Raw genomic sequence first — 23,656 nt, 5'->3', positions numbered from 1 at the left:
GAATAATATCATTTTTTGATTGGAAATAATTCTGCATAAAACTATATTCTAGGTTGGTTTATATGAAAAAAAGATTACTTTCGCTAGTTATCCTTGGTTGGCTTTCATCCTTTTCCTCGATGGCTAACCATGCTTTAGTATTACAGAGCGATTTTGGTCTCGGTGATGGCGCTGTATCTGCAATGCAAGGGGTAGCGTTTACCGTTGATGATAAAATTCAATTATTTAATTTAACCCATGATATTCCTGAGTATGATGTTTGGCAGGCTGCTTATAGATTATATCAAACTGCAGAGTACTGGCCAGCAGGAACTGTATTTGTTAGCGTTGTTGACCCTGGTGTTGGAACAGAGCGTAAATCCGTCGTATTGAAAACAAAAAATAATCAATATTTCGTTTCACCAGATAATGGAACTTTGACATTGGTAGCGGAAAAGTTCGGTATTGCTGAAGTCAGAGAAATTAATGAAGCGACGAATAGATTAAAAAACTCCAATCAATCTTATACCTTTCATGGCCGTGATGTTTACGCCTATGTCGGTGCTAAATTAGCCTCCGGTTTAATGCGTTTTGATGATGTGGGTGCCAAAGTTTCTCAAGAAATAACTTCTATTCCTTATCAAGCAGCAGAAATAACAGGTGAACAGCAGATTAGCGGTAATATTTCTATATTAGATATACGCTATGGTAATGTCTGGACAAATATTCCTGCTGATATGCTCAAGAAAGCTAATATTAATAAACATGATAAATTATGTATCACAATATTTGAGCATAAAGTGATCAAATACCAAGGTAAGGCACCTTTTGTGTCAACCTTTGGTGATGTAAATAAGGGAAAGCCATTGGTATATATTAATAGCTTAATGAATGTCTCAATTGCTTTGAATATGATGAATTTCGCGGAAAAATACCAAATATCTTCAGGAAGTAATTGGAATATTAATTTAAAATCTTGTAATTAAGGATCATGTATAACAGTTAATATCTCTACAAATATGCGTTTATGGGTATAGTAGTTATTATTTGTAGAGATATTCATCAGAATACACAAACTTTAATTTCACATTTAATTAACAATCGATGGGTTGCTAATTTTTTCATTACTTAGTGATAACGATCAAAGTATATTTCTTATAAGGCCATAACATAATAATTGAATTTTTATAACTAATAATAAACTCTGACCTCTACGGATATCCTGATGAATAAACTCACGCCGTTAAAAGTTATTCCAAGCCTTATCTCGCTAGCTATTACCTTAATTATTTGGTTTGTTATTCCTGTCCCCGAAGGTGTTACGCCAGAAGCTTGGCATCTATTAGCATTATTTGTCGGTACTATTGCCGCTATTATCGGTAAAGCAATGCCAATAGGTGCCGTATCCATTGTTGCATTAGCATTAGTTGCCGTTACTGGAGTTACCAATCCTACATCGACCAAAGGCGCAATTACTGATGCTCTGAGTGGTTTTTCTAATGACTTAATTTGGTTAATTGGTATCTCTATTATGGTATCAATGAGTTTAAATAAAACCGGATTAGGAGCGAGAATAGGATATTATTTTATTTCTCTATTTGGTAAACACACGTTAGGTATTGCTTATTCTCTGGCGATAGCTGAAACCGTACTTGCACCAGTAACACCAAGTAATACCGCAAGAGGTGGTGGAATTATTCATCCTATTATGCGTTCTATTTCAGACAGTTTCGGTTCAAAAGCTGATGATGGGACCACCAAGAAAATTGGCCGTTATTTATCTTTGGTGAATTATAATATTAACCCAATCACTTCAGCGATGTTCATTACCGCCACTGCTCCAAATCCATTAATTGTTAGTCTGATTGCTGCGGGCACCGCATCTGCATTTGAATTAACTTGGGGTATGTGGGCCATTGCTGCATTTGTTCCAGCGTTAGTTTCTTTAATTGTGATGCCGTTGATTATTTATTTTATTTATCCGCCAGAAATAAAAGTCACGCCGAATGCGCCTAATTTTGCTAAACAGCGTTTACAAGAATTAGGCGCAATATCGTTACCTGAATTTATAACGCTTGGCGTTTTTGCACTGTTACTGATGATGTGGGCGGGCGTACCGGCCATGATCTTTGGTAATACCTTTGCAATTAATCCGACCACTGCTGCACTTATTGGCTTGGCTATTTTATTATCGACAGGCGTATTAAGTTGGGATGATGTGTTAAAAAATAAAGGTGCTTGGGATACCGTTGTGTGGTTTGCGGCTTTAGTTATGATGGCGACTTATTTGGGAAAACTTGGATTAATCAAGTGGTTATCAATGACTGTTGGTGGTTCGATTGAGCAAATGGGCATTAGCTGGATCGGCGGAATGCTGATATTAGTCCTTGTATATGTTTATTCCCACTATTTCTTTGCCAGTACTACCGCTCATATCACTGCCATGTTTGCCGCTTTTTTTGCCGCTGGACTAGCATTAGGTGTGCCACCGATGTTGCTTGGTTTAACTTTAGCATTCTCTTCTTCACTAATGATGTCTCTGACACATTACGGTACCGGCACCGCACCGATTATTTTTGGCTCGGGATATGCCACACTCGGTGAATGGTGGAAAGTGGGGTTTATCATGAGTATTGTTAATTTAATTATTTGGCTCACTTTAGGCAGTATGTGGTGGAAATACTTGGGTTATTGGTGATTGATTTAGTGCTAATATAGTTTCTGCAGGCTATTTTGCTTATTATAGTGAATAGCCTGTTTTTTATTGGGGCATATTTGCTATTAATATTTACAATTAATTGAATAAGAGCTCATCGTAAAAATCTTCTTTTATTTTGGTATGTTAATCACTCTTTGCCAAAATAGTTTTTTTTATGCCTATAATGCTCGTGATATATGCAAATACAGAGGTGTAAGGGTGAAATTTAACTCGATTCGGTTTAATATTATTTATATTAGCATGAGTTAAATTATTATTGGTTTAATATATAAACGGTCTATTATAGATAATAAATACAGCGTTTCAGTTAGTCGGTAGGAGAAAAAATGCAACCACAGCGTAAAGCCGAGTTATTTTTGGTATTAACCACCTTTATCGCGGCTTGGGGATGGGTTTTTTCTCGTGAAGCGGTGCAGGGAATGCCTATCTTTGGCTTTTTAGGGACGCGTTTTTTGTTTGCGGCAATTATCTTGTTACCTTTTTGCCACGGTAAAAAGAATCGTTTTCCTCTTCGTCAGTTACCCAAGGTTATTATGACAGGAGGCTGGATGGCCCTGAATTTAGTGCTGTGGATTTATGCAGTTGCTATCACCGATTCAATAGGTGAAGGGGCTTTTATTATGAGTTTATCGATGTTGTTTGTTCCATTAATAGCGTGGGTTATTTTGAAAATTAGGCCTGCCCGTTATTTTTGGCAAGCTTTACCGGTGGCAATTATGGGGCTAGCGTGTTTGACTTTATTTAAAGCTCAGGTTGAATTTAAATCTAGCCAATTATGGTTTTTAGCTGCGGCATTAGCACAAGCGATCTATTTTTGTTACACCAGTTTGTATGCACGTAGTATTCCAATATTTCCCCTCACCGCTATTCAATTGACCTGTACTGGTACAATTGGATTAATATTATCTGTATTGTTCGAAAATTGGACGACTGAATTTTCGTCGATAACATTATTATGGTTTTTAGCCAGTGTAGTCATTGCAACCTGCTTACGTTTTGTCTTGCAGTTGATTGGGCAAAAAAATACCACAACGGCAAATGCCGCTATTATTATGATTCTAGAACCGGTAATGACGGTATTTGTTGCTGCTTTTTGGTATGGCGAAAGGATGCCATTGATTCAAATTATTGGCTGCATTCTTATATTGATAGCTTTATTCTATTATCGCTGGCGCTCATTCAATTCTGCCGGATAAAATAAAACAAAATGAAAAATTTAAGTTAAGTTATGAAAATGCACCGGATTTTTTTTTAATTAGGCGTTATCATATAATCTATATATTCTTAAACTGGCCGCTTAGTCTAAAAATGAAAAGTCCAAAATGATATTTTTACTTTTAATATGATTGAGCGATTAAAAACAGAATGGTAAGGTTTAACATGAAAAAAATCGTATTAGTATTAGGAATTGCTAGCGTTATGACATTACTGGCTGGCTGCTCTGATGATAAAGCCGAAATTGAACAGTATAAAGCTACTTTTATTAATAGTTGTATCAAAGCTTCTGGCGATCCTGATGGTGAAACTAAAGCTGCTGTGAGTGCAATTTGTGGCTGTGCTTATGATAAAACTATCGAAAAATACGGTATTAAAGAATTTAAACGTATTGACGAAGAATTAACTAAAACCGGCAAAGCCAGCAGTGGTTTTGAACAAGATATGCTTGGCTTCGTTCAGCAGTGTACTATTTCTACTCGTTAATATAACAGCAGCAAAATAGTTGATTTGAAATTTTATAAACCCGCCTTGTAAGTTAAATATTACAGGCGGGTTTATTGTAGTTATTAGTCAAATAACAGCTAAATAAATTTTGCTGTTATTAACTAAATAAATTTTTATATAGATGTGGTGCACAGCGTAAATATTGCGGTGCAGGATGAATTGTAGCTCCTAATTTTGCCGCCGCATGCCATGGCCATCTAGGATTGTAGAGAATACCTCGTGCCAATGCGATAAAGTCAGCTTGTTCGGTAGCGATAATTGCTTCTGCTTGTTCTGGCTCGGTAATTAATCCTACGGCAATCACCGGAATATCTGTTGTCTCGCGGATCGCTTGTGCTAAAGGAACTTGATAATTAGGCCCTACAGGGATCTGCTGTTTTTCTGATAATCCACCTGAAGAAACATGAATATAATCACAGCCTAATTCTTCAAGCCGTTCAGTTAGCTCAATAGATTCGGCTAAACTCCATCCGCCGTCTACCCAATCGGTGGCTGAAATTCGTACGCCAACGACTGTCTTTTCTGCAACGGCGTTACGTACAGCAGTAAATGTTTCAATTAACAAGCGTAATCGGTTATCAAAGTTGCCGCCATATTGGTCTTGGCGTTGATTCGATAGTGGAGATAGAAATTGGTGCAATAAATAGCCATGCGCTGCATGCAACTCAATAACCTCGAATCCTGCGGTTTCTGCTCGGAGAGCTGCATCGATAAATTGTTGTTTAATCTGCTGAATATTTTCTTGAGTTAAAGCTTCAGGCTCTGGGTAATCATCAAATGCAATGGCAGAAGGTGCGACTGTTTTCCAGCCTCGTGGCTGCTGTTCATCGATTCCATGTCCACCAAGCCAAGGTACCTCAGTTGAGGCTTTTCTGCCTGCATGAGCGATTTGAATGCCTAACTTGGCTGAAGAATAGCTGCGGATATCCGAAACTATTTTTTTCAGTTCAACGGCTTGTTGATCATCCCACAGCCCAAGATCGTGATCAGAAATCCGGCCGATAGGGCTGACTGCTGCCGCTTCAAAAATAACCAGCGATGCGCCTGAAAGTGCTAAATTAGTATAATGCTGAGCGTGCCAACTATTGGCTAAACCATGTTGGGCTGAATATTGACACATAGGGGCAACAACGATGCGATTATCCAGTGAATATTGCCCCAACGGGCTTGGGGAAAATAATTTACTCATCTATCCCTTCCTTATCGTTATTTAATGGAACGTACTTTGATAAGTATAAACGGGCAAATTATAAATTGTTGTGCGATTTATGTGGCAAGTGGGCAAATAATCAGTCAACTCGTAGTATTATTGTTTTAGTGGTAGGTTATATTTTGTGCATAAATGGGTGAGTTTGATTATGAGTACAAGTACAAAAAAGTATTTCATACTAATCTAAAAAAATAAACTATTCATCACGAGTTAAAAAAATAATTAAAATTTCAAATAAAATGATAATTGGGAAAATATATGATTAATATTATCCAGTTATTCTTTTGGAATAATTAAAACTCTCTGGTATTGGTTTAAATATATATTAATGGTTTTTATGTTGTTAATGGATAATAAAACCAGTGTTTTAATTATTATTATAGTTATTTTTTTATTGAAATGTGTACTAACTAGCAAAAATTAAAAAATCACCTTGCATATTATAAGATTGATTTATATAAGGTTTAGACTATATAGTCATATTAAACAATGAAAGAAACATATTTTTAGTGAGTGATTAAATAAGGATTATATTTAATTGCTGCTAGCTTTATTTAAATATAAATAGAAATTCTTCATTGTAGATACTTAGTAAAATTAATATTTGGTTTTAATTTGGCAAAGCTAGGCTGGTGGTTTTATGCTGAAATTAAAATTTTCTATAATGAAGAAGTAATTATATTGAGAAGGAAATAACCTTGCTAACGATAATCGGTATTTTAATTATTGTCTCGATAGTCACATTGCTTATGATGGGGAAAATGAGCCCGATTATAGCAATGTCTTGTATTCCTTTTATTGGCGCTCTGATTGCGGGTTATTCAATATCTGAAATATCAGTCTTTTTTGAGAGTGGAATAAATAAGGTTTCAAAAGTTGCCGCCATGTTTTTGTTTGCAATTCTATTCTTCAGTTTGATGAAAGATTTGCATATTTTTGACCCGCTAATTCGTGCGATGGTTAAAATGACTCGAGGTAATGTAATTATTGTGTGTATTATGACCACGTTAATTGCAGCGGTAGTCCATCTTGACGGTTCTGGTGCCGCAACATTTTTGATTATTATTCCTGCATTATTACCGCTTTATCGCCAATTAGGTATGAGCCCTTATTTAATGTTGCTGCTGATGAGTGCCAGTATGGGAGTAATGAATATGGTACCATGGGGCGGGCCTCTTGGGCGAGCGTCGGCAGTTACGGGGATTGATGCATCGATGTTATGGCAGGGATTGATCCCTGTACAAATTGCCGGAGTCGCGGGGGCTGCAGTATTTGCAATTTTTATGGGAATGCGCGAAAAAAGTCGTATTGCTGCGGCGCAATTACAGGGTACTACGCCATATGAATTGGATTCTTTGCTAGAAGATGAAGATGATTTGGCCAGCCAAAGTGAGATCCAAAAACCAATAAGACCGATTTTTAATGGCTTACTGATTGTGGGTTCAGTTATTTGTTTAGCATTAGGATTATTATCCGCACCTTATGTCTTTATGATAGCGTTGTCACTGGCATTATTAGTGAACTTTCCTAATCCGAAAGATCAGATGAAAATCATTTCTAAACACGCACCGCAGGCATTAGGTATGGTGGCTATTATTTTAGCTGCGGGAGCATTCCTAGGGATACTCGGTGATGGTGGCATGCTACGCGCTATTGCTGAAGATTTAACCGCTATATTGCCAACCCATTGGGTGTCTAAATTACATATTTTTGTGGGTATACTAGGCGTCCCACTCGATATTTTTACCAGTACTGACGCATACTATTTTGCACTGTTACCGATTATTCAACAAATTACGGAAACTGCGGGCGTTGATCCTTCATCCGTGGTGTATGCGATGGCGATTGGTAACAATGCGGGAACGTTTGTTAGTCCATTCTCTCCGGCGGCTTGGTTAGCCATGGGATTAGCGGGCACCGATATGGGGCGTCATTTACGTTACTCTTTTGGTTGGATATGGTTATTCAGCTTCTTCACCTTAGGGGTTGGAGCATTGTTAGGTCTGTATTAAACAATTGTTTATTTCTTTAATTTGGCCTGAGATCTTCATCAGGCCATTTTTCGTTGTTTATCAGAAAGTATCGAATAGTTAGCCAGATCTAATTTTTGATAAGGCTGATCTAATTTTTGATAAATAGTAGCTAGGGAATAAAAACATCACCGGCAAACAGTTTTCTAGCTGTTCTAATAATAGAGGCTTGTAATCCTTGCGGAAAATCGCCTTGTAAGTTTAATGTAACTTCAAAATCACCACTGATATGCTCAATAGTAATATGTTGCATATCCAGATTTTTCGCTAAGAAGGGGGGAAAAATGCTATTAGGTAACATTACACCTGCTGCGATAGCGATCGCACCAGTGACAGCAAGTGCTCCATGGCATTTATGCGGCATAAAGTAACGGGCATTAATTGTACCGCCATGTCTTGCCGGTGAAATCAAAATCGGTTTAGGGATCACTTTGTGGCTGACATCTCCTAATCCCATCGCTTGTCCGGCTTGGCATCTAATCGCTTCTAATTTTTGCATAAATAACCTATCAGACTCTAATTCTTGAGCACTTTCATAACCGGTTTTATTCAATTGTTGTGCCGCGATAATTACGACCGGAGTCGCCATATCCAAGCAGGTGGCCTCAATACCACCATCAAAAATATCAATAGGCTTGCCGGTAGGTAAAAACTGTCCAGTTTTAGCGCCACAGGCGTCTAAGAAGGTGAGAGCGATAGGTGCGGAAGTGCCCGGTACACTGGCAATTGAGGTTTCACCTTGGTAAGTGACTTGCTGATTGGGGGTTTGTATGGTCGCGTTAATCAATGTTTGGGTATTTACATTTCGGATCCGTACTGTGGTTGTGGCACCTGTTATAGGTATAAGACCTTTTTCTAACGCAAATGGACCTACAGCACACAAGATATTGCCGCAGTTGGGCGCAGTATCGACAATTTTTTCGGTAATTGATACTTGGGCAAACAAATAATCGATATCGGCCTCAGGATGTGTTGAGCGACTTATAATTGCGACTTTGCTGGTTTGTGGACTGCCGCCGCCAATACCGTCAATTTGCAGATCATGACCAGAACCCATTAGCGCTAAAATTTCTTTATCGCGTTGTTCAATGTGTTGTGGTAAATCATCAGCTAGCAGAAAAACACCTTTAGATGTGCCGCCACGCATTAATATACAGGGTATTTTTTTCATCAGTATTACTCTTCTTATTTGGGCTTCTTAGCTGGAATAATTCATGTTGCAGAACAGAAGTCGATCCCGAAATTTGCAGCGTGAAGTATGGCAACCTGGAATAATAAAGTTAAAAAAAGGGACTCAATTGCACAATAGAGTCCCTTTTTTGATCAATGGCTAGGTAGTGATCATTCCGCCATTATTGTTTTTTGATAGAGTAAACATAGTGGTATTAGATTAGCCCCATATTGATGAGGATCTCCCACCAACCGAGACCAATAGTCATGTGAACCAGTAAACTTAAGAATGCAATAATTCCACCAATAATCCACCATGAACGAATATCGTTGTAGCCTGCACCGAAGATGATAGGGGCTGCAGCGCCTCCGTAATGGGTTAAGCTACCGCCATAGGCGTTAGAGAATAGTAGGCCAAGTGCTAATAGCATTGGAGGTGCACCAGCAACCATACCGACGGTTGCGAACACCGGTACCATGGCTGCAACGTAAGCGCCGCCCGAAGCAAATAGATAGCGAATTGCTACGCTGATGAACATAATGACGAAGAAGGCCAACATGGTTTGGTCACCAAAGGATAAGTGCTGCCCCATGACATCGGCTAACCATTTGAAGAATCCTGCTTTGGTCAGGACGCCAGACATCCCGATGATCCCGCCGTACCAGATAAGCGTATTCCAGCCGCCTTTATTTTTTAATACGTCATCCCAGGTAACCACCCCGAGAATTAAAGCCAGTGCCATAACACATAATGCGATAGAGGAAGCATCAACCCCGAAATTACCGGCAAATATCCAGCCTAAAAGTGCCAGAATAAAGATAACGCCAAGCAGTTTTTCTCTGAGGGTCATCGGGCCTAATTCTTTTAAGCCTTGCGCGGCTATCTCTTTATTGTTGACCTTTTTTAGCTCTGGTGGGTAAAGTTTATAAATAATCAACGGAGTTAAAATTAACATGATCAGCCCAGGAACTGCGGCCGCTAATGCCCATCCACCCCAGCTTAAATGAATCCCCATAATGTCCGACATCATGGCTAATGCTAAGGCATTTGGCGCCATTGCAGTAAGGAACATATAGCTAGTGGTTTTGGTCACCATATAAACGTTAATTAATAGATAATGCCCAGCTTTACGCGGACTTTTAACCGGATCAGAGCCTAACGCGACCGCCACACTATTAATGATAGGGAATACAATTCCGCCAGCACGTGCAGTATTTGATGGCGTTGCAGGTGCAATAATTAAATCAAGAATTGCCGTAACATAACCCAGTCCTAAGGTAGTGCCGCCCAGTTTACCAATTAAAATATATGACAGTCGTTTGCCTAAACCGGTAATTACAAAGGCTGCACTTAGCGTGAAGGCTGCAAAGACCAACCAAGTTGTGCCTGAAGCATACCCGCCTAAAACTGCCGAGACTTTAATATCTTTAGTTCCCGTCATACCAATAACTACAGCACTAGCAGCAATAGTAGCAATTAAAATTACCGGTTCAGAATAGGGTTTTAATACCAACCCAACAATGGCTGCAAGATATAATCCAAATAATAACCACGCTATATGAGGTAACCCCGAGGGCGTGGGTATGAGGGCAATAATAATGGGAATAGCTATTAATAATAATAGCTTCCACATTTTACTCTTGTTCATAGGCCAATTTCCTTTAATAGAAAACTAAACTTGATTAATATTATATATAATAAATATTAATATTATGGATTTGTTAATATTCGTATTTAATTAAAATAGATATAAGTTATAATTTGGTTAAATCAATATTGAGAAAAAATAAATCAAATTTTATTTCAAACAGTTATTTAAATTAATTATTTCACTGTTTAATTTAAGTAATTTTATCTTCAATAAAAAACATTTATGGTTTAAATAAATTGATATTCATATTTAATTAATATCAATTTTGTAACTTAACGCCTGAATAAGGTAGACGCGCTAAAAACCAGGTAAGAATTAGCAAGTCAGCGCTTCCTCCCGGGCTGAGATTTCTATTAATACAGTGCTTATCAAAGGTACTTATTTTATGAAAATCAGCCTTGCTAGTTAATCCTCCAGTAGAAAGTAAGGTGAGCGCAGTTTTTTTAATCCAAGAAAGTCCCTGCATACCTCCACGATTTGCAATATTGGTATCGTCATTGTGTGCCATAAGTAGAATCAGTGTTTCTAATAGTGCGACTGACTGTGTTTTTCCTTCCGATAATCGCTGCAAATAGTGCGGTAGCGCTAATTGAATGACTAAAGGATAACCATTTTCAGCCTCGCCACGCGCACCGGTTAAACCATATTCTTGGTATAAACGCTGCCCAGCGGTGGGAGATATGCTGTTTGTTTTGAGTTCAAGGGTTATTCCCTGACAAAATTCAGCCACTAACTGATGGATAGCAAATGGTGAGACTATTGATTTCAGTGCGATTAATCGACCCACAGCAGTGAGGGTTAATCCGAGCGAAAAAATGGTTCCCTTATGGGTGTTTACCCCCGAGGTTGCCTGATACATTGATTTTTCACACGCCAAACCAATCGGTCTGATTAATGATAAAATTTGCTGGCTAGGGCACTGAGCTGTGGTAGCCCCCGCGATTAAAAAAGCCGGAAAATGTTGAGCGATTGCCTGAGCACTGCGATGAAAATCTAACAGCGACATATCTTTATGTGCACCGTTATTAAATTGATCGACTAAACCCGGTTTAGGTGTCAAATTGACTTCTGCTAACATCGCTTGCCAGCCGAGTTGACTAAAATAATTCACCGTTTCTGCGCTTAGCAATCCAGCTTGATTAATGGTTGATTGACGCATTAGCCAATACCTCAATTTGATTAAGAATTTCAGACAATGAGTGGGTCCGTTGGCGAGCACAGACTTTTGCTGGTTGGTCACAGACTAAACAGCGTCTTTCAGTTACCCCTAATTGCTGGCGAGAAAGTAGCTGTCCTTGGGCAGTGAAAACATCAAAATCCCATAATCGACCTACTGCAAACTGTTGCTCTGCTTCGATCATCCGTTGTTTAACTTCTTTTGCGGGAGCATCGACAGCAACCAAGCATTCAGGGCCACTGGTTAATGCCAGTGATTGCTGAGCGATGATCACCCACTGCCGTTCACTAACAACTTGTTTTAGCGCGCATAATCCCTGATTGAAGATATCCCTGACCCGTTGATTATCTTTAACTGGACCGGGGATAACGACAGTAAACGAAATCAGAGTTACCTGATGGCTCTGTAACCAAGTTTGCTGGCGAGCTTGACGGGCATCACGACTTGCCAGCAATTCAGATAGTGTTATTGCAAATTGTTGTGGTGAGTTAGGCAGTGGGTGAAACATGGTTTACTCCTTCACTTGATGAACAACATCAATGATAGAGCCGTCTCTATAGCGCACGACAGCAACTACATTATCCGTAAATTCAATCGGATCCGGTTTTCCGGTTAGTAATTCTGCGCGTTCTCGTAGAGACTGAATTGACACGATTTGAATACCCGCGGATTCTAATTGCTGTTTCAATTCTGGACGAGCCGGATTGACGGCGATGCCGTGATCGGTCACCAGAATATCGATGCTAGAGCCGGGAGTAACACAGGTAATGACTTCGTCGACTAATGTCGGAATACGCCCACGAACCAGTGGTGCGACAATAATCGATAATTTTGAGGCCACCGCGGTATCACTGTGACCACCCGATGCGCCACGGATCACACCATCAGACCCGGTAAGTACGTTGACGTTAAATTGTGTATCGATTTCTAAAGCGCTAAGCACCACGATATCTAAACGATCAACGGAGGCACCTTTTGAATCAAAACAAGCATATTGGTTGGCACTAATTTCAATATGATTTGGATTACGAGCTAAGGATTCAGCCGCTGCACGGTCAAAACTCTGTACATCAAGTAATTTACGAATATAGCCTTTTTCATGCAGATCAACGATGGTTGATGTAATTCCACCTAAGGCAAAATCAGCATGAATATTATGGCGACGCATTTTCTCTTCAAGGAACCGAGTCACTGCTAATGAGGCGCCACCGGTACCGGTTTGTAGAGAGAAACCCTCTTTAAATAAACCTGATTTTTCAATCACATCAGCGGCACGACGTGCGATTAATAATTCGCGCGGATTTGAAGTCATACGAGTAGCATCAGCCCCGATTTTATCGGCATCCCCGACGCGCTTAATCTGTACGATATAATCCACTTCATCTTGTTTCAAACTGGCAGGATTATGTGGATAAGGCTTTAATTCTTCGGTCAACATAATCACGCTATTCGCCGTTTCTGCATCCACTTTGGCGTAGCCTAATGAACCACAGCAAGCATTACCGCTATACCCATTGGCATTACCGAACTCATCGCAAGAAGGTACACCGAGAAAGGCCACATCGATAGATAATTCACCGCTATGAATTAAATTAGCGCGACCACCATGAGAATGAATTTGTACCGGTTCTTTCAATAATCCGCGTGAAATTTCTTCGGCTAGTGTGCCACGCAGCCCAGAGGTATAAATTTTGCTAATCACCCCATGGCGGATATGTTCTACCAGCGGTGAGTGGCAAGAGCTAAGCGAGCTAGAGGCGAGGGTCAGATTACGGAATCCCATATCTGCAATAATTTTTAAAACTTGATTGACCACTAAGTCACCACCGCGAAATGCGTGATGAAATGAAATGGTCATTCCGTCTTTAAGGCCTGAGCGGCGAATAGCCTCTTCGAGATCGGCACACAATTTACGGTTTCTTGGTTTTTGAGTTTGTTGTTGAACTTTACCAATATCATTAAACAGACGCGGCGCATCATCATGAGCAAATGCGGATACGCGGGCCTGACGTTGAGTTTGTTGTGTCATAATTCTACCTTACTCTTCCCGGAGTCCTGATAATGCAGCGCGAGAAAGAACCAAACGCGCACGTTCGATGACTGGGCCATCAACCATTTTGCCGTTGAGAGAAACGACACCGCGGCCTTCACGCTCAGAAGCTTCAGCCGCATCGACAACACGTTGGGCATAATCGACTTCTTTCTGGGTCGGCGCGTACAGATTGTGTAATAACTCAATTTGGCGTGGATTGATTAGTGATTTACCATCAAAGCCCAATTGCTTGATATGAGATGCTTCTTTGAGAAAGCCTTCTTCATTATTGGCATCAGAGTAGACGGTATCAAAAGCTTGAATACCGGCAGAACGTGCAGCTTGCAATATGGCACAGCGTGCATATAACAGCTCAACACCTTCGGGAGAACGCTCAGTACGTAAATTGCGTACATAGTCTTCTGCGCCTAATGCAATCCCCATCAACCGTGGTGATGAGTGAGCAATATTAACGGCTTGCGTAATTCCCATTGGCGATTCTATAGCAGCGAGTAGGCCGGTGCTGCCCGGTTCACGGCCACATTCATTCTCAATACGTAAAATTTCGCTTTCAATATCAATCACATCTTGTGCATTATCGGTTTTTGGCAAACGAACAATGTCTGCACCGCCACGGACGACAGCTTCCAGATCAGCCACACCATAAGCGGAATCGAGAGCATTAACGCGAACAACGGTTTCAATATCCTGATATAGCGGATGACGCAATGTATGATAAACTAAACGACGAGCGGTATCTTTTTCGCGCAGTGTCACCGAGTCTTCAAGGTCAAACATCAGTGCATCGGCTTTATAGATGAACGAATTACTAAGCATGGCCGCGTTGGAGCCTGGGACGAATAACATGCTTCTGCGGGTACGTTTTTTTCTTTCAGGGCTCATTTTTGACCCTCCCACGGCAGATAATCAATATCACAAGCACGTGCTATCAAGGCTTCGATTCGGGCTTTTAATACGCAATCTAATGCACCTTTATCATCAACGATGAGCTGTACGCCAATAATATCTTGTTGTTCTAAAATATCTAATACTGTTTTACGAATAGCAGCGCCAAATTGTTTTTCAACGCTGCTGGTGATTTGCAGATCGAGTTCCTCAGGATCATCCAGCGGTTCGATGCGTACCATCACATCACTGGATTCAAGAGTGCCGGCAACCGCGGCATGGAGTATTTTCATAATTCACCTGTGACTAAAGTAGAATTTTCGGAGCGGCTCGGTGCTGATACTGGCCGAGAAGCCACCAGCTTCTGTAAATACTGATAAGTAGCTTCAGGAACAATAGGCTTGATTGCCGCAAGATCTTTTTTAGCGAGCAGTCTACGAACTTGTGATGCAGAAATTGCAGTGCCGTTGTAAACCATTCGCTGGAGTTCAACCAGCTCGATAGCAGGGAAAGGCATCTCTTCAGTTTCTAACCAGTAGCGCATATCTTCGTTATATTGATGAGTGACGGCGCAAAATGGTTCGGTGCCAACAAAGCGATGGGTGATCCCTAGCGCGGGCGCGATATATTGACGAAAGATTTTGATATCAATTTCGGTATAGCAGTGATCGATTACCGCTTGTTCTTTAATAAAGTAACAAGGGAAGGTTGCCCGAGAAATAATATATTCGGAACCTTTATGTATAATTAAATTGGGGATATCTTGGGTGCTGGCTTCGATTAGATTTAAGCGATCGGCATACGGAAAGCGTGAGGTATCTTCTTTAACTACAAACAAATGCAGCCAGTCACACTGTTTCGCCGCTTGTTGGATTAGATAACGGTGTCCTAAGGTAAAAGGATTGGCATTCATCACTATAGAGCCAATTTTAGTGCCTGGTTTACGTTGTGCGGTTAAGCTTTTAATATAGCGTTTAATATAACAGCGGCTATTCTCCATTAAAACCATAATACCGGGTACGATAGTTAGCGTGTGAAAACCACATTGTTTAAATAAAACTTCATTTTCGGTTTTAGTATAAATAAATAGATGCGTTATATTATTTTCATAAGCTAGATTAATAAGTTCAGTTGCAAGTTTTAATGCCAAACCTTCGCCCCGAACTTCATCGCTAATGGCAACACATTTAATAATATTTTTTGCCAATCCACCGCACGCAATTAAATTATCATTTTTGGTGACGGTAATAAAAACATCAACACTGGAATCTATATCTAAATTATTTTCTTGTAAAAACTTACTGATTTCAATGATTTTTCTGTTCTCGTGACGCTTCACCTGATGGAAGGCAATTTGTTCGAACATATAGGGTATCCTGCATCTCATTTAGAGATGTATGCTAAATGTTGCTAATGTTAAAGTTAATTAAATAAGTTTATTCAATTAATAAATATTTAGAATGTAAATATACTTATTTAATTATCTTTGCCAGTTGCTAATTATAGTAGGTAGTTAATAGTAAAATATATTTGACCTATTTCAAGTTTTGAACTTTGTTTTGTATTTATTTAATGGTTTTTATTAATTTAATTAAAATATATGTGTTTTATTAGTTGGTTTTTATTATTTTAATTATTATTATGTATACAATACATATTAGGTTATCAGGATGTTATTGTTAACATTAATGAAATTTGTCGCATTTTTTATAGCTAGTTATATTGATTATTACTCAGTGTGCTTATTATGTGTTATCAATGGATAAATGTATAATCTGTCATTAAAAACTTATATTAGGATTACGATGAAAGGTTTGGACAATAAAATATTCGCCCATCAGATCCGCTCTATATCGTTTCCGGTCCGCGTGTTCATCTTATTACTGTTGGCTTCTGTCGTGCTGATAGCGGTACTGGGTAAATACTTTACTGACAGTTTTCAGAATAATTTAATTAATAATGTTCGTACGCTCGCCATGAATCAGGCAAAAATCATTGCCTCAATGGACAGTATTGTGAGCGCGGTTGAAAATAAAGACACACATCGCTTACAAACTATCGCGGATAAATTAAACTCCCGTTCTGACTTTGACTATATTGTGATTGGAGATGAAAATTCGATTCGGCTTTATCATCCCAATAGTGAAAAAATTGGTTTTATGATGCAGTGGAATAAGCCTGGTGCAATGGCACGAGGTGAAAGCTATTTCATTGACGGAGAAGGCTCTATTGGCGGGGCAATACGTGCAAAAACGCCTATTTTTAATGCTAATAATAAGGTCATCGGGGTTGTTTCAATTGGTTATTTAACTAAAACGATCAATGTGTCACGGGCAGAGTTCTTAGTGCAAACTGCGGGTGCATTTTTGGCTATTTTAGTGATTTTATTGTTTTTTTCTTGGGGCTTTTCTCGGCATATTCGGCGTCAAATGTTGGGTATGGAACCGCAAAAAATCGTACAGGTCGTGATGCTTCAAAATGCAATTTTTGATGCGGTTTTTGAAGGTATTATTGCAATCGATTGTGACGGTAACATTATTGCAATTAATCATAATGCGCGCCAAATGTTAGGGATTATTGAACCAGAAAAAAGCTTAATTGGACGGCCTATTTCCAGTGTTATTACTCCGGTTAATTTTTTCCTCTCTGATACATCAGACGCTAAGTATGATCAGCTCTCAACTTTCAATGGATTGAACGTGATCTCCAGTCGTATTGCAATTATGGATGGACAGCAGCAGATGGGCTCAGTAGTCAGTTTTCGAAGTCAAAATGATATTGAATCTTTAAATACTCAATTAACTCAAGTTAAACAATATGTTGAAAATTTACGTACTTTACGGCACGAACACCTTAATTGGATGTCTACGTTAGGTGGTTTAATCCAGATGGGTGAATATCAGCAAGCACTGGCAATGATCAAAGGTGAATCCGCTTCACAACAACAGCTTATTGACTCATTGCGAGGAAAGTTTGCGGATAAACAAGTTGCGGGATTATTGTTTGGAAAATATCATCGTGCCAAAGAGTTAGGCTTGACATTAGAGTTTATCGAAGGATGTCAACTGAGTGAAATTCCGGCTAAGCTGACGAGTACAGAATTTTGTGCCATATTAGGTAATCTGTTAAATAATGCATTTGAAGCAAGTCTGAAAAATCCGCAAGGAAATAAGCAGATTGAGTTATATTTATCGGACGAAGGGAAAGAGATTGTGATAGAAGTAGCTGACCAAGGATGTGGGTTCCCTAAAGAAGGGCGCGACAACTATTTTGAAAGAGGAATAACGACAAAAATACAATCACCAGAAGGACATGGTATAGGATTATATTTGATTGCCTCGTATGTAAAACGATGTCAGGGAGTGATGATTATCGAAGATAATGACCCCTGCGGCACACTTTTTTCAATTTTCATTCCAAAAGTGAAGATACCAAATGATAAAGATTAAAATCCTCATTGTGGAAGATGAAATGCTGCTAGCAGAAATGCATGGCGAATTTATCAAAAACTATCCAGCGTGTGACAAAGTGTGGGTAGCGGGTGATTTAGCTCAAGCCAGAAAAATGATTGACGTGTTAAAGCCCGATCTAATTCTGCTTGATAACTATTTACCTGATGGTAAAGGCATTGATCTGGTGCATGAGCTTATTCAAGAGCGGATAGATACCAGCATTATTTTTACTACGGCGGCTAGTGATATGGAAACAGTCTCTGAGGCGATTAGATTGGGAGTGTTTGATTATTTGGTCAAACCGATAGCCTATGAACGGTTAGGGCAAACACTTGATCGATTTATTCAACGCAGATCAGTGCTGCAAGCGAATGATAAAACAAGCCAAAGTCAAATTGATGATATGTTCAATACTTATGCGCGAGGCGAAGCAAAAGAAGAGTTGCCTGTGGGGATTGATTCACTCACGCTCGATAAAGTGCTGGGATTATTTCAACATTCTGAAGCGGAGCATACAGCAGAAAGCATCGCTAAAGACTTAAAGCTTAGCCGCACGACCGCCCGTCGCTATCTAGAATATTGCTCAGGTCAACATAAGATTGAAGCAGAAATTGAATATGGCAGGGTAGGCCGCCCACAACGAGTATATCGCGCGGTTAAAAAACAACCGTAGCTAGCTTGTTAATCTTACATCGTCGAGCTAACAGAACTGCATGGTATTGAATTGAAAATAATTTTCCATAAAATACCAATGAACAGTTGGCTCGACAGTAATATAGATGATTAATGCTGGGAGAGGATTAATACTTTCTTTTTTGCGCGTTCATAACCTTGCTGAGCCGCCGCTTTATACCAGCTAAGTGCCTGCTTATCGTTTTGTGCAAATCCAATCCCATATTGATAACAGGCCCCGGTCGCGTATTGCGCTTCAGCACTTCCTTGTAGTGCGGCTTGTTGATACCAATAGCAGGCTTGATTATTGTCTTTTTTAACACCATCTCCACGGGTATAAAGCAAGGCAAGATTAAATTGTGCAGAAATCTCGCCTTGTTTGGCTGCTTTAGTTAACCAATTTTTGGCCTGTGTTGAATTAGCTGCTACGCCTTGCCCCTGTAAATACAGCATGCCTAAACTATATTCTGCTTGGGCTAATCCTTGCTGTGCCGCTAGGTTAAAATAATGATAAGCCTGTGTATAATCAATGGGCTGATATTTCCCAGTTGCTAATTGATAACCTAGAATATATTGCGCTTGTGCATTGCTATCTTCGGCTAATTGCTTATATAACTGTTGAGCATGCTGTGGGTCGGCTCGAACAGCAATACCTTGTTCATACCAATAGGCTAGAGTTAATTGTGCCGGATGATAATTTTGTTGTGCAGATTTGTTTAGCCACTGTAGTGCCTGTTGGGGATCAGCGGCTAATACAGTAGGTACCCCATGTAGGCAATAATCAGCCATATTGAGTTGACCGAGCGGATCTCCCGCCTGGGCGGCTATCTGCATCCAATAGACTTGCTGTTGTGGATTTTTTTCACTGCCATAACCGTTTTGATACAGTAGTGCCAAGTTAATCTGAGCCTTAGTAAAGCCTTGTTGTGCTGCGAGTAAATACCAGTGTAACGCGTTTTTGAATTGTCGTTGCGCTTGGTAGGAGATTGCAAGATTAAATTGAGCTTCTGCTGTACCTTGTTCTGCTTGAGCTAGCAACTCGGACATTTCATGCTCAGAAAGCTGATTGATCTCGGAAGGTATAAAAGGAGAGGCGGTAGCTACTGCAGTGAGTAGAGTAAAAATAATCATTATACTGACAGTAAAATATTTCACAGCAGGCCTTATTTTATTTTTCTTTAAATTTCAATCGGATAAATGGATGTTTATTATTAACTCACGTAAAGCAGAGTTTAAATATAACGTAATTATAAAAAATAACGAAAAAAAGATGAACTTTGTGAGACAAGCCAAGTCATATATAACAATGAATATGATTTTTTGCTGCTGCAAGAATGCATATTTTTACCCTCATCTTTCATTTCTTTACATAAAGTAATGCAATAATGCAGCTATGAGATGATGATTTTGATGTTCTAACGTTGAAATCCGTTTCAAACGTAGTAACGAAAATCCTTGAGTAGAATGCATTATACCCGGTTTGTTTTAAACCGGGTTTTTTTTGTCTCTTTTTTAGATTTAGGTTGATTTTTGAACACTGAAAATCAACTTATTGAGCTTTATTATTGTGTTAAATATTAGATTAAAAACTATCCATTTTAGCCAGTAATTAGCATAACTAAAGCTTCTACTTTCTAGATGAAATAGATGATTTTAATTTCAAGTGTAATAAAATATTCATAAAATAATAAATTACTAACAGTTATTTGATTATTTGTGCTGAAATTAACTTTTAGAAAATATATTGTCTAAAATATTAACAATAAAACATTAATATAGTAATGAATATATTTTGTGCTAATTAGTATGATCTCTATAAAATTGGATGATATAAGGTTAAATTAACGCCAATAATCTAATCCCCATGTAACTGTAAAAGTAAGCTTTATCACAATAATAAGCTGCATAGTGATGAATTAATACTAGCTAAATCTTTATTTTTGGTGCATAAATAGCGTATATTGCTGCGATGATTTGCACATATTAGCCGAAAGTTATGCGATGTGTGATGAATAAAAAATCATTTATTGCTTTAACTCATTGAATTTACTATCCATGATTTATAAGTATTAATTCTATGTCCAATGTCATCAAATTCACTGTTTGCCTATAGCGCAAGTGGATGATCATTTGTGAATTATGATGGGCATATAAAAATATTTATATTTTAAGACGACAATCAGAGCTTAAATAATGAGCAGGAAATAAGTACTGTAATTATCTGATAATAATCTTTTCTTGGTTTTAATTCTTGAGATGTACCCAGAATATAACAGTATCAGGCCAGCGGCAGAGGGTATCATTCAGTTAGGAGAATAGGGTAGCTGAGTGTAGCCAATAAGCCTGAACTGATGTTGATGGGAATAATAATACTGAGAGTACAAACTGAGAGTATAAGCCGAGAGTACAGAAGTACTCCTTTTAATTTATGTACAGGTTGTAATAGAGGTCACTTGTGTCAACGAATAAAAATAACGACGATGTGAGTTTGAATGCATTCAAACAGCCAAAATCGTTCTACCTAATTTTCTCTATCGAGCTATGGGAACGTTTTGGTTTCTATGGTCTACAAGGTATCTTAGCAATATATCTAACCCAGGTGTTAGGTATGTCAGAGACCCAATCCTTCACCTTATTTGCTGCATTTACCGCGCTAGTGTATGGGTTTGTCGCGATTGGTGGCTGGTTAGGTGATAAAGTCCTCGGGACCAAACGTGTCATTGTGCTGGGAACACTGGTACTGATAGTTGGTTATGCCTTAGTGGCATATTCTGGTCACGATGTAGAATTAGTCTATATTGGATTGGCAACGATTGCCGTGGGTAATGGTTTATTTAAAGCTAACCCATCATCTTTACTTTCAACATGTTATGATAAAAATGATCCACGTCTCGACGGTGCATTTACCATGTACTATATGTCGATTAATATTGGTTCATTATTCTCAATGATAGCTACACCATGGTTAGCCAAACACTATGGTTGGGATGTCGCATTCTCCCTCAGTGTAGTTGGCTTAGTGATCACTCTAATTAACTTTTTCATATGTAAACATTGGGTGAAAGAGCATGGCTCTAAACCTGACTTTGAGCCATTAGTCATTTCAAAATTGATTGCATCAATTATTGGTGTGATTGCATTAGTAGCTTTATCTACTTGGTTACTGCATAACATGGGTGTTGCGCGTGCAGCGTTAGGGATTATCTCTTTGGGTATCTTTATCATTTTTGCCAAAGAGACCTTTGCACTGACGGGCGCAGCACGCCGTAAAATGATAGTAGCTTTTATTTTGATGATGCAGGCCGTGGTATTCTTTGTTCTATACAGCCAGATGCCAACTTCACTAAATTTCTTTGCTATTCATAACGTTGAGCATGAAATTTTTGGTATTACGGTTGAACCTGCGCAGTATCAAGCCCTGAACCCCTTATGGATTATGTTGGCGAGTCCAATTTTAGCCGCTTTATATAATAAGCTGGGTGACCATTTACCTATGCCTCACAAATTTGCTATCGGAATGCTGCTGTGCTCCGGAGCTTTCTTAGTGTTGCCATTAGGCGCTAAATTTGCCACCGATGCTGGGATTGTTTCTGTCGGTTGGTTAGTTGTTTGTTATGCACTACAAAGTATTGGCGAATTGATGATCTCTGGCTTAGGTCTGGCGATGGTGGCACAGTTAGTTCCTCAGCGTTTGATGGGCTTTATCATGGGATCATGGTTCCTGACTAGCTCTGCGGCAGCATTTATTGCTGGATATGTGGCTTCACTGACTGCAGCACCCGAAGGTCAAATTGCCGACCCTATTGCTTCTTTGAATGTCTATAGCGATGTATTCTTAAATATTGGTATTGTAACCGGTGTTATCGCAATTATAATGGTAATAACGGCACCTATGTTGAACAGAATGACATTAGATCGCTAGTTTTTAATCTGCCTGATTGAGTGAACGGCTGAGTGCAGTCGTTAATTGAAAAGGTATAAAAAGAAAGGCCACCGTCGATTATTCGCGCTGGCCTTTTTTATTGATGTATTCTAACGCATGATACAGATAATGAATCGGCTAAAAATGAAGGTTTAGCCTTCACCACCTTGGAACGACGGGTATAAAGTCATTCCACCGTCAATAAATAACGTAATTCCTGTCACATAAGAGGCTTGAGAAGAAGCTAGCCATGCTGCCGCTGCTGCTACTTCCTCTGGCTGACCAATGTTACCCATTGGGATCATTTTCTCTAATGCTGCTCTTTTTTGTTCATCCTGTAGCTTTTCATGATTAATTGGCGTTTCAATTGCTCCAGGACCGATGCTGTTTACTCGAATACCATAAGGCGCATATTCTAATGCTAAGCTTTTAGTCAGCATTCGCACGCCACCTTTACTGGCGGCATAACTGACAAATGTCGGCCAAGGAATAATTTCATGGACTGATGACATATTAATAATAGAGCCCTTGATATTATGTTTAATAAAGTAATTGATCGCCGCTTTAGCCGTAAGAAAAAAACTCGTCAAATTAACGCTAATAACTTGCTCCCATTGCGCTAAATCAACTTCATGAGTGGGTTTTTGAAATTCAATTCCGGCGTTATTCACCAATAAATCCAACCGACCAAAACTATCTAGCGCGGTTTCAATTACCTGATTAGCATGTAGTTCATCGCTAATATCACCTTGATAAATAACGGCTTTACCACCAGATTGTTCTACGATATTAGCTACTTTTTGAGCATCATCTTTGTTTGAATGGTAGTTGATTACCACACTCATACCTTCTTGGCCCAACCGTTCAGCGACGGCAGCACCAATACCGGATGATCCGCCAGTAATAATGGCTACTTTTCCATGTAAATCTTGATACATAAATGGTCTCCCTATAGAAATTTTAGCCAGAATAATGCGATAAAAATAATAATTACTTGTTAAATATTAGCTCAT

General features: G+C 39.1%; 19 protein-coding genes. 8 read left to right on the top strand and 11 right to left on the bottom strand.

Translation table 11 applies throughout. The features are described from left to right. Positions 1 to 62 precede the first annotated feature (62 nt). The 4 genes from M992_RS11345 to M992_RS11330 all read left to right on the top strand — a co-directional run bounded on the left by M992_RS11345 (position 63) and on the right by M992_RS11330 (position 4,399). Positions 63 to 965, top strand: a complete 903-nt coding sequence (locus M992_RS11345; RefSeq protein ID WP_053908705.1) for an SAM hydrolase/SAM-dependent halogenase family protein — start codon at positions 63 to 65, stop codon at positions 963 to 965. Between the two features lie 239 nt (positions 966 to 1,204). Then, on the top strand, positions 1,205 to 2,677 hold the full coding sequence (locus M992_RS11340; protein ID WP_053908704.1) for a DASS family sodium-coupled anion symporter: 1,473 nt from the start codon (positions 1,205 to 1,207) through the stop codon (positions 2,675 to 2,677). 347 nt (positions 2,678 to 3,024) lie between these two features. Next, positions 3,025 to 3,894: a DMT family transporter gene (locus M992_RS11335; protein WP_053908703.1), complete on the top strand. Its 870-nt coding sequence runs from the start codon at positions 3,025 to 3,027 to the stop codon at positions 3,892 to 3,894. Positions 3,895 to 4,078: 184 nt separating this feature from the next. Then, positions 4,079 to 4,399 (top strand): hypothetical protein, encoded by a 321-nt coding sequence (locus tag M992_RS11330; RefSeq protein WP_053908702.1) that lies wholly within the window; start codon positions 4,079 to 4,081, stop codon positions 4,397 to 4,399. A gap of 118 nt (positions 4,400 to 4,517) precedes the next feature. Here the strand turns inward: M992_RS11330 and M992_RS11325 are convergent, their stop codons facing one another. Next, positions 4,518 to 5,609, bottom strand: coding sequence for an NADH:flavin oxidoreductase/NADH oxidase (locus M992_RS11325; RefSeq protein ID WP_053908701.1), 1,092 nt, complete (start codon positions 5,607 to 5,609; stop codon positions 4,518 to 4,520). A 719-nt stretch (positions 5,610 to 6,328) separates the two neighbouring features. Between M992_RS11325 and M992_RS11320 the strand changes: the two genes are divergently transcribed. Further along, a complete protein-coding gene (locus tag M992_RS11320) occupies positions 6,329 to 7,642 on the top strand; it encodes a CitMHS family transporter (RefSeq protein WP_053908700.1) in 1,314 nt (437 codons plus the stop codon). A 130-nt stretch (positions 7,643 to 7,772) separates the two neighbouring features. Here the strand turns inward: M992_RS11320 and M992_RS11315 are convergent, their stop codons facing one another. The 8 genes from M992_RS11315 to citC all read right to left on the bottom strand — a co-directional run bounded on the left by M992_RS11315 (position 7,773) and on the right by citC (position 15,963). Beyond that, complete coding sequence (locus tag M992_RS11315) at positions 7,773 to 8,831, bottom strand: 4-oxalomesaconate tautomerase (protein WP_053908699.1); 1,059 nt, start codon at positions 8,829 to 8,831, stop codon at positions 7,773 to 7,775. A gap of 214 nt (positions 8,832 to 9,045) precedes the next feature. After that, a complete protein-coding gene (locus M992_RS11310; RefSeq protein WP_053908698.1) occupies positions 9,046 to 10,479 on the bottom strand; it encodes an anion permease in 1,434 nt (477 codons plus the stop codon). A 262-nt stretch (positions 10,480 to 10,741) separates the two neighbouring features. Then, on the bottom strand, positions 10,742 to 11,641 hold the full coding sequence (gene citG / locus M992_RS11305) for a triphosphoribosyl-dephospho-CoA synthase CitG (RefSeq protein WP_053908697.1): 900 nt from the start codon (positions 11,639 to 11,641) through the stop codon (positions 10,742 to 10,744). Next, positions 11,622 to 12,167: a citrate lyase holo-[acyl-carrier protein] synthase gene (gene citX, locus M992_RS11300; RefSeq protein WP_053908696.1), complete on the bottom strand. Its 546-nt coding sequence runs from the start codon at positions 12,165 to 12,167 to the stop codon at positions 11,622 to 11,624. Before citX ends, citG begins: the two co-directional genes overlap by 20 nt. Positions 12,168 to 12,170: 3 nt before the next feature. Then, positions 12,171 to 13,688 carry a citrate lyase subunit alpha gene (gene citF, locus M992_RS11295; RefSeq protein WP_053908695.1) on the bottom strand — a complete coding sequence of 506 codons (1,518 nt, stop codon included), beginning with the start codon at positions 13,686 to 13,688 and terminating at the stop codon, positions 12,171 to 12,173. Positions 13,689 to 13,697: 9 nt separating this feature from the next. After that, positions 13,698 to 14,594 (bottom strand): citrate (pro-3S)-lyase subunit beta, encoded by an 897-nt coding sequence (gene citE / locus M992_RS11290; RefSeq protein WP_047257366.1) that lies wholly within the window; start codon positions 14,592 to 14,594, stop codon positions 13,698 to 13,700. Beyond that, complete coding sequence (gene citD, locus M992_RS11285) at positions 14,591 to 14,890, bottom strand: citrate lyase acyl carrier protein (protein WP_053908694.1); 300 nt, start codon at positions 14,888 to 14,890, stop codon at positions 14,591 to 14,593. Before citD ends, citE begins: the two co-directional genes overlap by 4 nt. Further along, positions 14,887 to 15,963 (bottom strand): [citrate (pro-3S)-lyase] ligase, encoded by a 1,077-nt coding sequence (citC, locus tag M992_RS11280; protein ID WP_053908693.1) that lies wholly within the window; start codon positions 15,961 to 15,963, stop codon positions 14,887 to 14,889. Before citC ends, citD begins: the two co-directional genes overlap by 4 nt. 439 nt (positions 15,964 to 16,402) lie before the next feature. Between citC and dpiB the strand changes: the two genes are divergently transcribed. Next, a complete protein-coding gene (dpiB, locus tag M992_RS11275; protein WP_053908692.1) occupies positions 16,403 to 18,046 on the top strand; it encodes a sensor histidine kinase DpiB in 1,644 nt (547 codons plus the stop codon). Next, complete coding sequence (gene dpiA, locus M992_RS11270) at positions 18,033 to 18,722, top strand: two-component response regulator DpiA (RefSeq protein ID WP_053908691.1); 690 nt, start codon at positions 18,033 to 18,035, stop codon at positions 18,720 to 18,722. Before dpiB ends, dpiA begins: the two co-directional genes overlap by 14 nt. A gap of 110 nt (positions 18,723 to 18,832) precedes the next feature. On the opposite strand, the gene M992_RS11265 is transcribed toward dpiA, so the two are convergent. Then, positions 18,833 to 19,852 carry an SEL1-like repeat protein gene (locus M992_RS11265; protein ID WP_134473701.1) on the bottom strand — a complete coding sequence of 340 codons (1,020 nt, stop codon included), beginning with the start codon at positions 19,850 to 19,852 and terminating at the stop codon, positions 18,833 to 18,835. Between the two features lie 1,324 nt (positions 19,853 to 21,176). On the opposite strand from M992_RS11265, the gene dtpA reads away from it, so the two are divergent. Continuing rightward, complete coding sequence (gene dtpA, locus M992_RS11260; protein ID WP_047257156.1) at positions 21,177 to 22,643, top strand: dipeptide/tripeptide permease DtpA; 1,467 nt, start codon at positions 21,177 to 21,179, stop codon at positions 22,641 to 22,643. 152 nt (positions 22,644 to 22,795) lie between these two features. On the opposite strand, the gene M992_RS11255 is transcribed toward dtpA, so the two are convergent. After that, positions 22,796 to 23,581, bottom strand: coding sequence for a glucose-1-dehydrogenase (locus M992_RS11255; protein WP_047257155.1), 786 nt, complete (start codon positions 23,579 to 23,581; stop codon positions 22,796 to 22,798). Positions 23,582 to 23,656: the final 75 nt, after the last annotated feature.

It is taken from the genome of Moellerella wisconsensis ATCC 35017, assembly GCF_001294465.1.
Lineage (GTDB): Bacteria > Pseudomonadota > Gammaproteobacteria > Enterobacterales > Enterobacteriaceae > Moellerella > Moellerella wisconsensis.
Note: the sequence above shows the minus strand (reverse complement) of the source record. Positions and strands in the feature narration are given on the sequence as shown.

Excerpts from the sequence above, each read along its gene's own strand:
- M992_RS11345 (WP_053908705.1), top strand. The coding sequence starts at position 63 with ATGAAAAAAAGATTACTTTCGCTAGTTATCCTTGGTTGGCTTTCATCC.
- M992_RS11340 (WP_053908704.1), top strand. The coding sequence starts at position 1,205 with ATGAATAAACTCACGCCGTTAAAAGTTATTCCAAGCCTTATCTCGCTA.
- M992_RS11335 (WP_053908703.1), top strand. The coding sequence starts at position 3,025 with ATGCAACCACAGCGTAAAGCCGAGTTATTTTTGGTATTAACCACCTTT.
- M992_RS11330 (WP_053908702.1), top strand. The coding sequence starts at position 4,079 with ATGAAAAAAATCGTATTAGTATTAGGAATTGCTAGCGTTATGACATTA.
- M992_RS11325 (WP_053908701.1), bottom strand. The coding sequence starts at position 5,609 with ATGAGTAAATTATTTTCCCCAAGCCCGTTGGGGCAATATTCACTGGAT.
- M992_RS11315 (WP_053908699.1), bottom strand. The coding sequence starts at position 8,831 with ATGAAAAAAATACCCTGTATATTAATGCGTGGCGGCACATCTAAAGGT.
- M992_RS11310 (WP_053908698.1), bottom strand. The coding sequence starts at position 10,479 with ATGAACAAGAGTAAAATGTGGAAGCTATTATTATTAATAGCTATTCCC.
- citG (WP_053908697.1), bottom strand. The coding sequence starts at position 11,641 with ATGCGTCAATCAACCATTAATCAAGCTGGATTGCTAAGCGCAGAAACG.
- citX (WP_053908696.1), bottom strand. The coding sequence starts at position 12,167 with ATGTTTCACCCACTGCCTAACTCACCACAACAATTTGCAATAACACTA.
- citF (WP_053908695.1), bottom strand. The coding sequence starts at position 13,688 with ATGACACAACAAACTCAACGTCAGGCCCGCGTATCCGCATTTGCTCAT.
- citE (WP_047257366.1), bottom strand. The coding sequence starts at position 14,594 with ATGAGCCCTGAAAGAAAAAAACGTACCCGCAGAAGCATGTTATTCGTC.
- citD (WP_053908694.1), bottom strand. The coding sequence starts at position 14,890 with ATGAAAATACTCCATGCCGCGGTTGCCGGCACTCTTGAATCCAGTGAT.
- citC (WP_053908693.1), bottom strand. The coding sequence starts at position 15,963 with ATGTTCGAACAAATTGCCTTCCATCAGGTGAAGCGTCACGAGAACAGA.
- dpiB (WP_053908692.1), top strand. The coding sequence starts at position 16,403 with ATGAAAGGTTTGGACAATAAAATATTCGCCCATCAGATCCGCTCTATA.
- dpiA (WP_053908691.1), top strand. The coding sequence starts at position 18,033 with ATGATAAAGATTAAAATCCTCATTGTGGAAGATGAAATGCTGCTAGCA.
- M992_RS11265 (WP_134473701.1), bottom strand. The coding sequence starts at position 19,852 with ATGATTATTTTTACTCTACTCACTGCAGTAGCTACCGCCTCTCCTTTT.
- M992_RS11255 (WP_047257155.1), bottom strand. The coding sequence starts at position 23,581 with ATGTATCAAGATTTACATGGAAAAGTAGCCATTATTACTGGCGGATCA.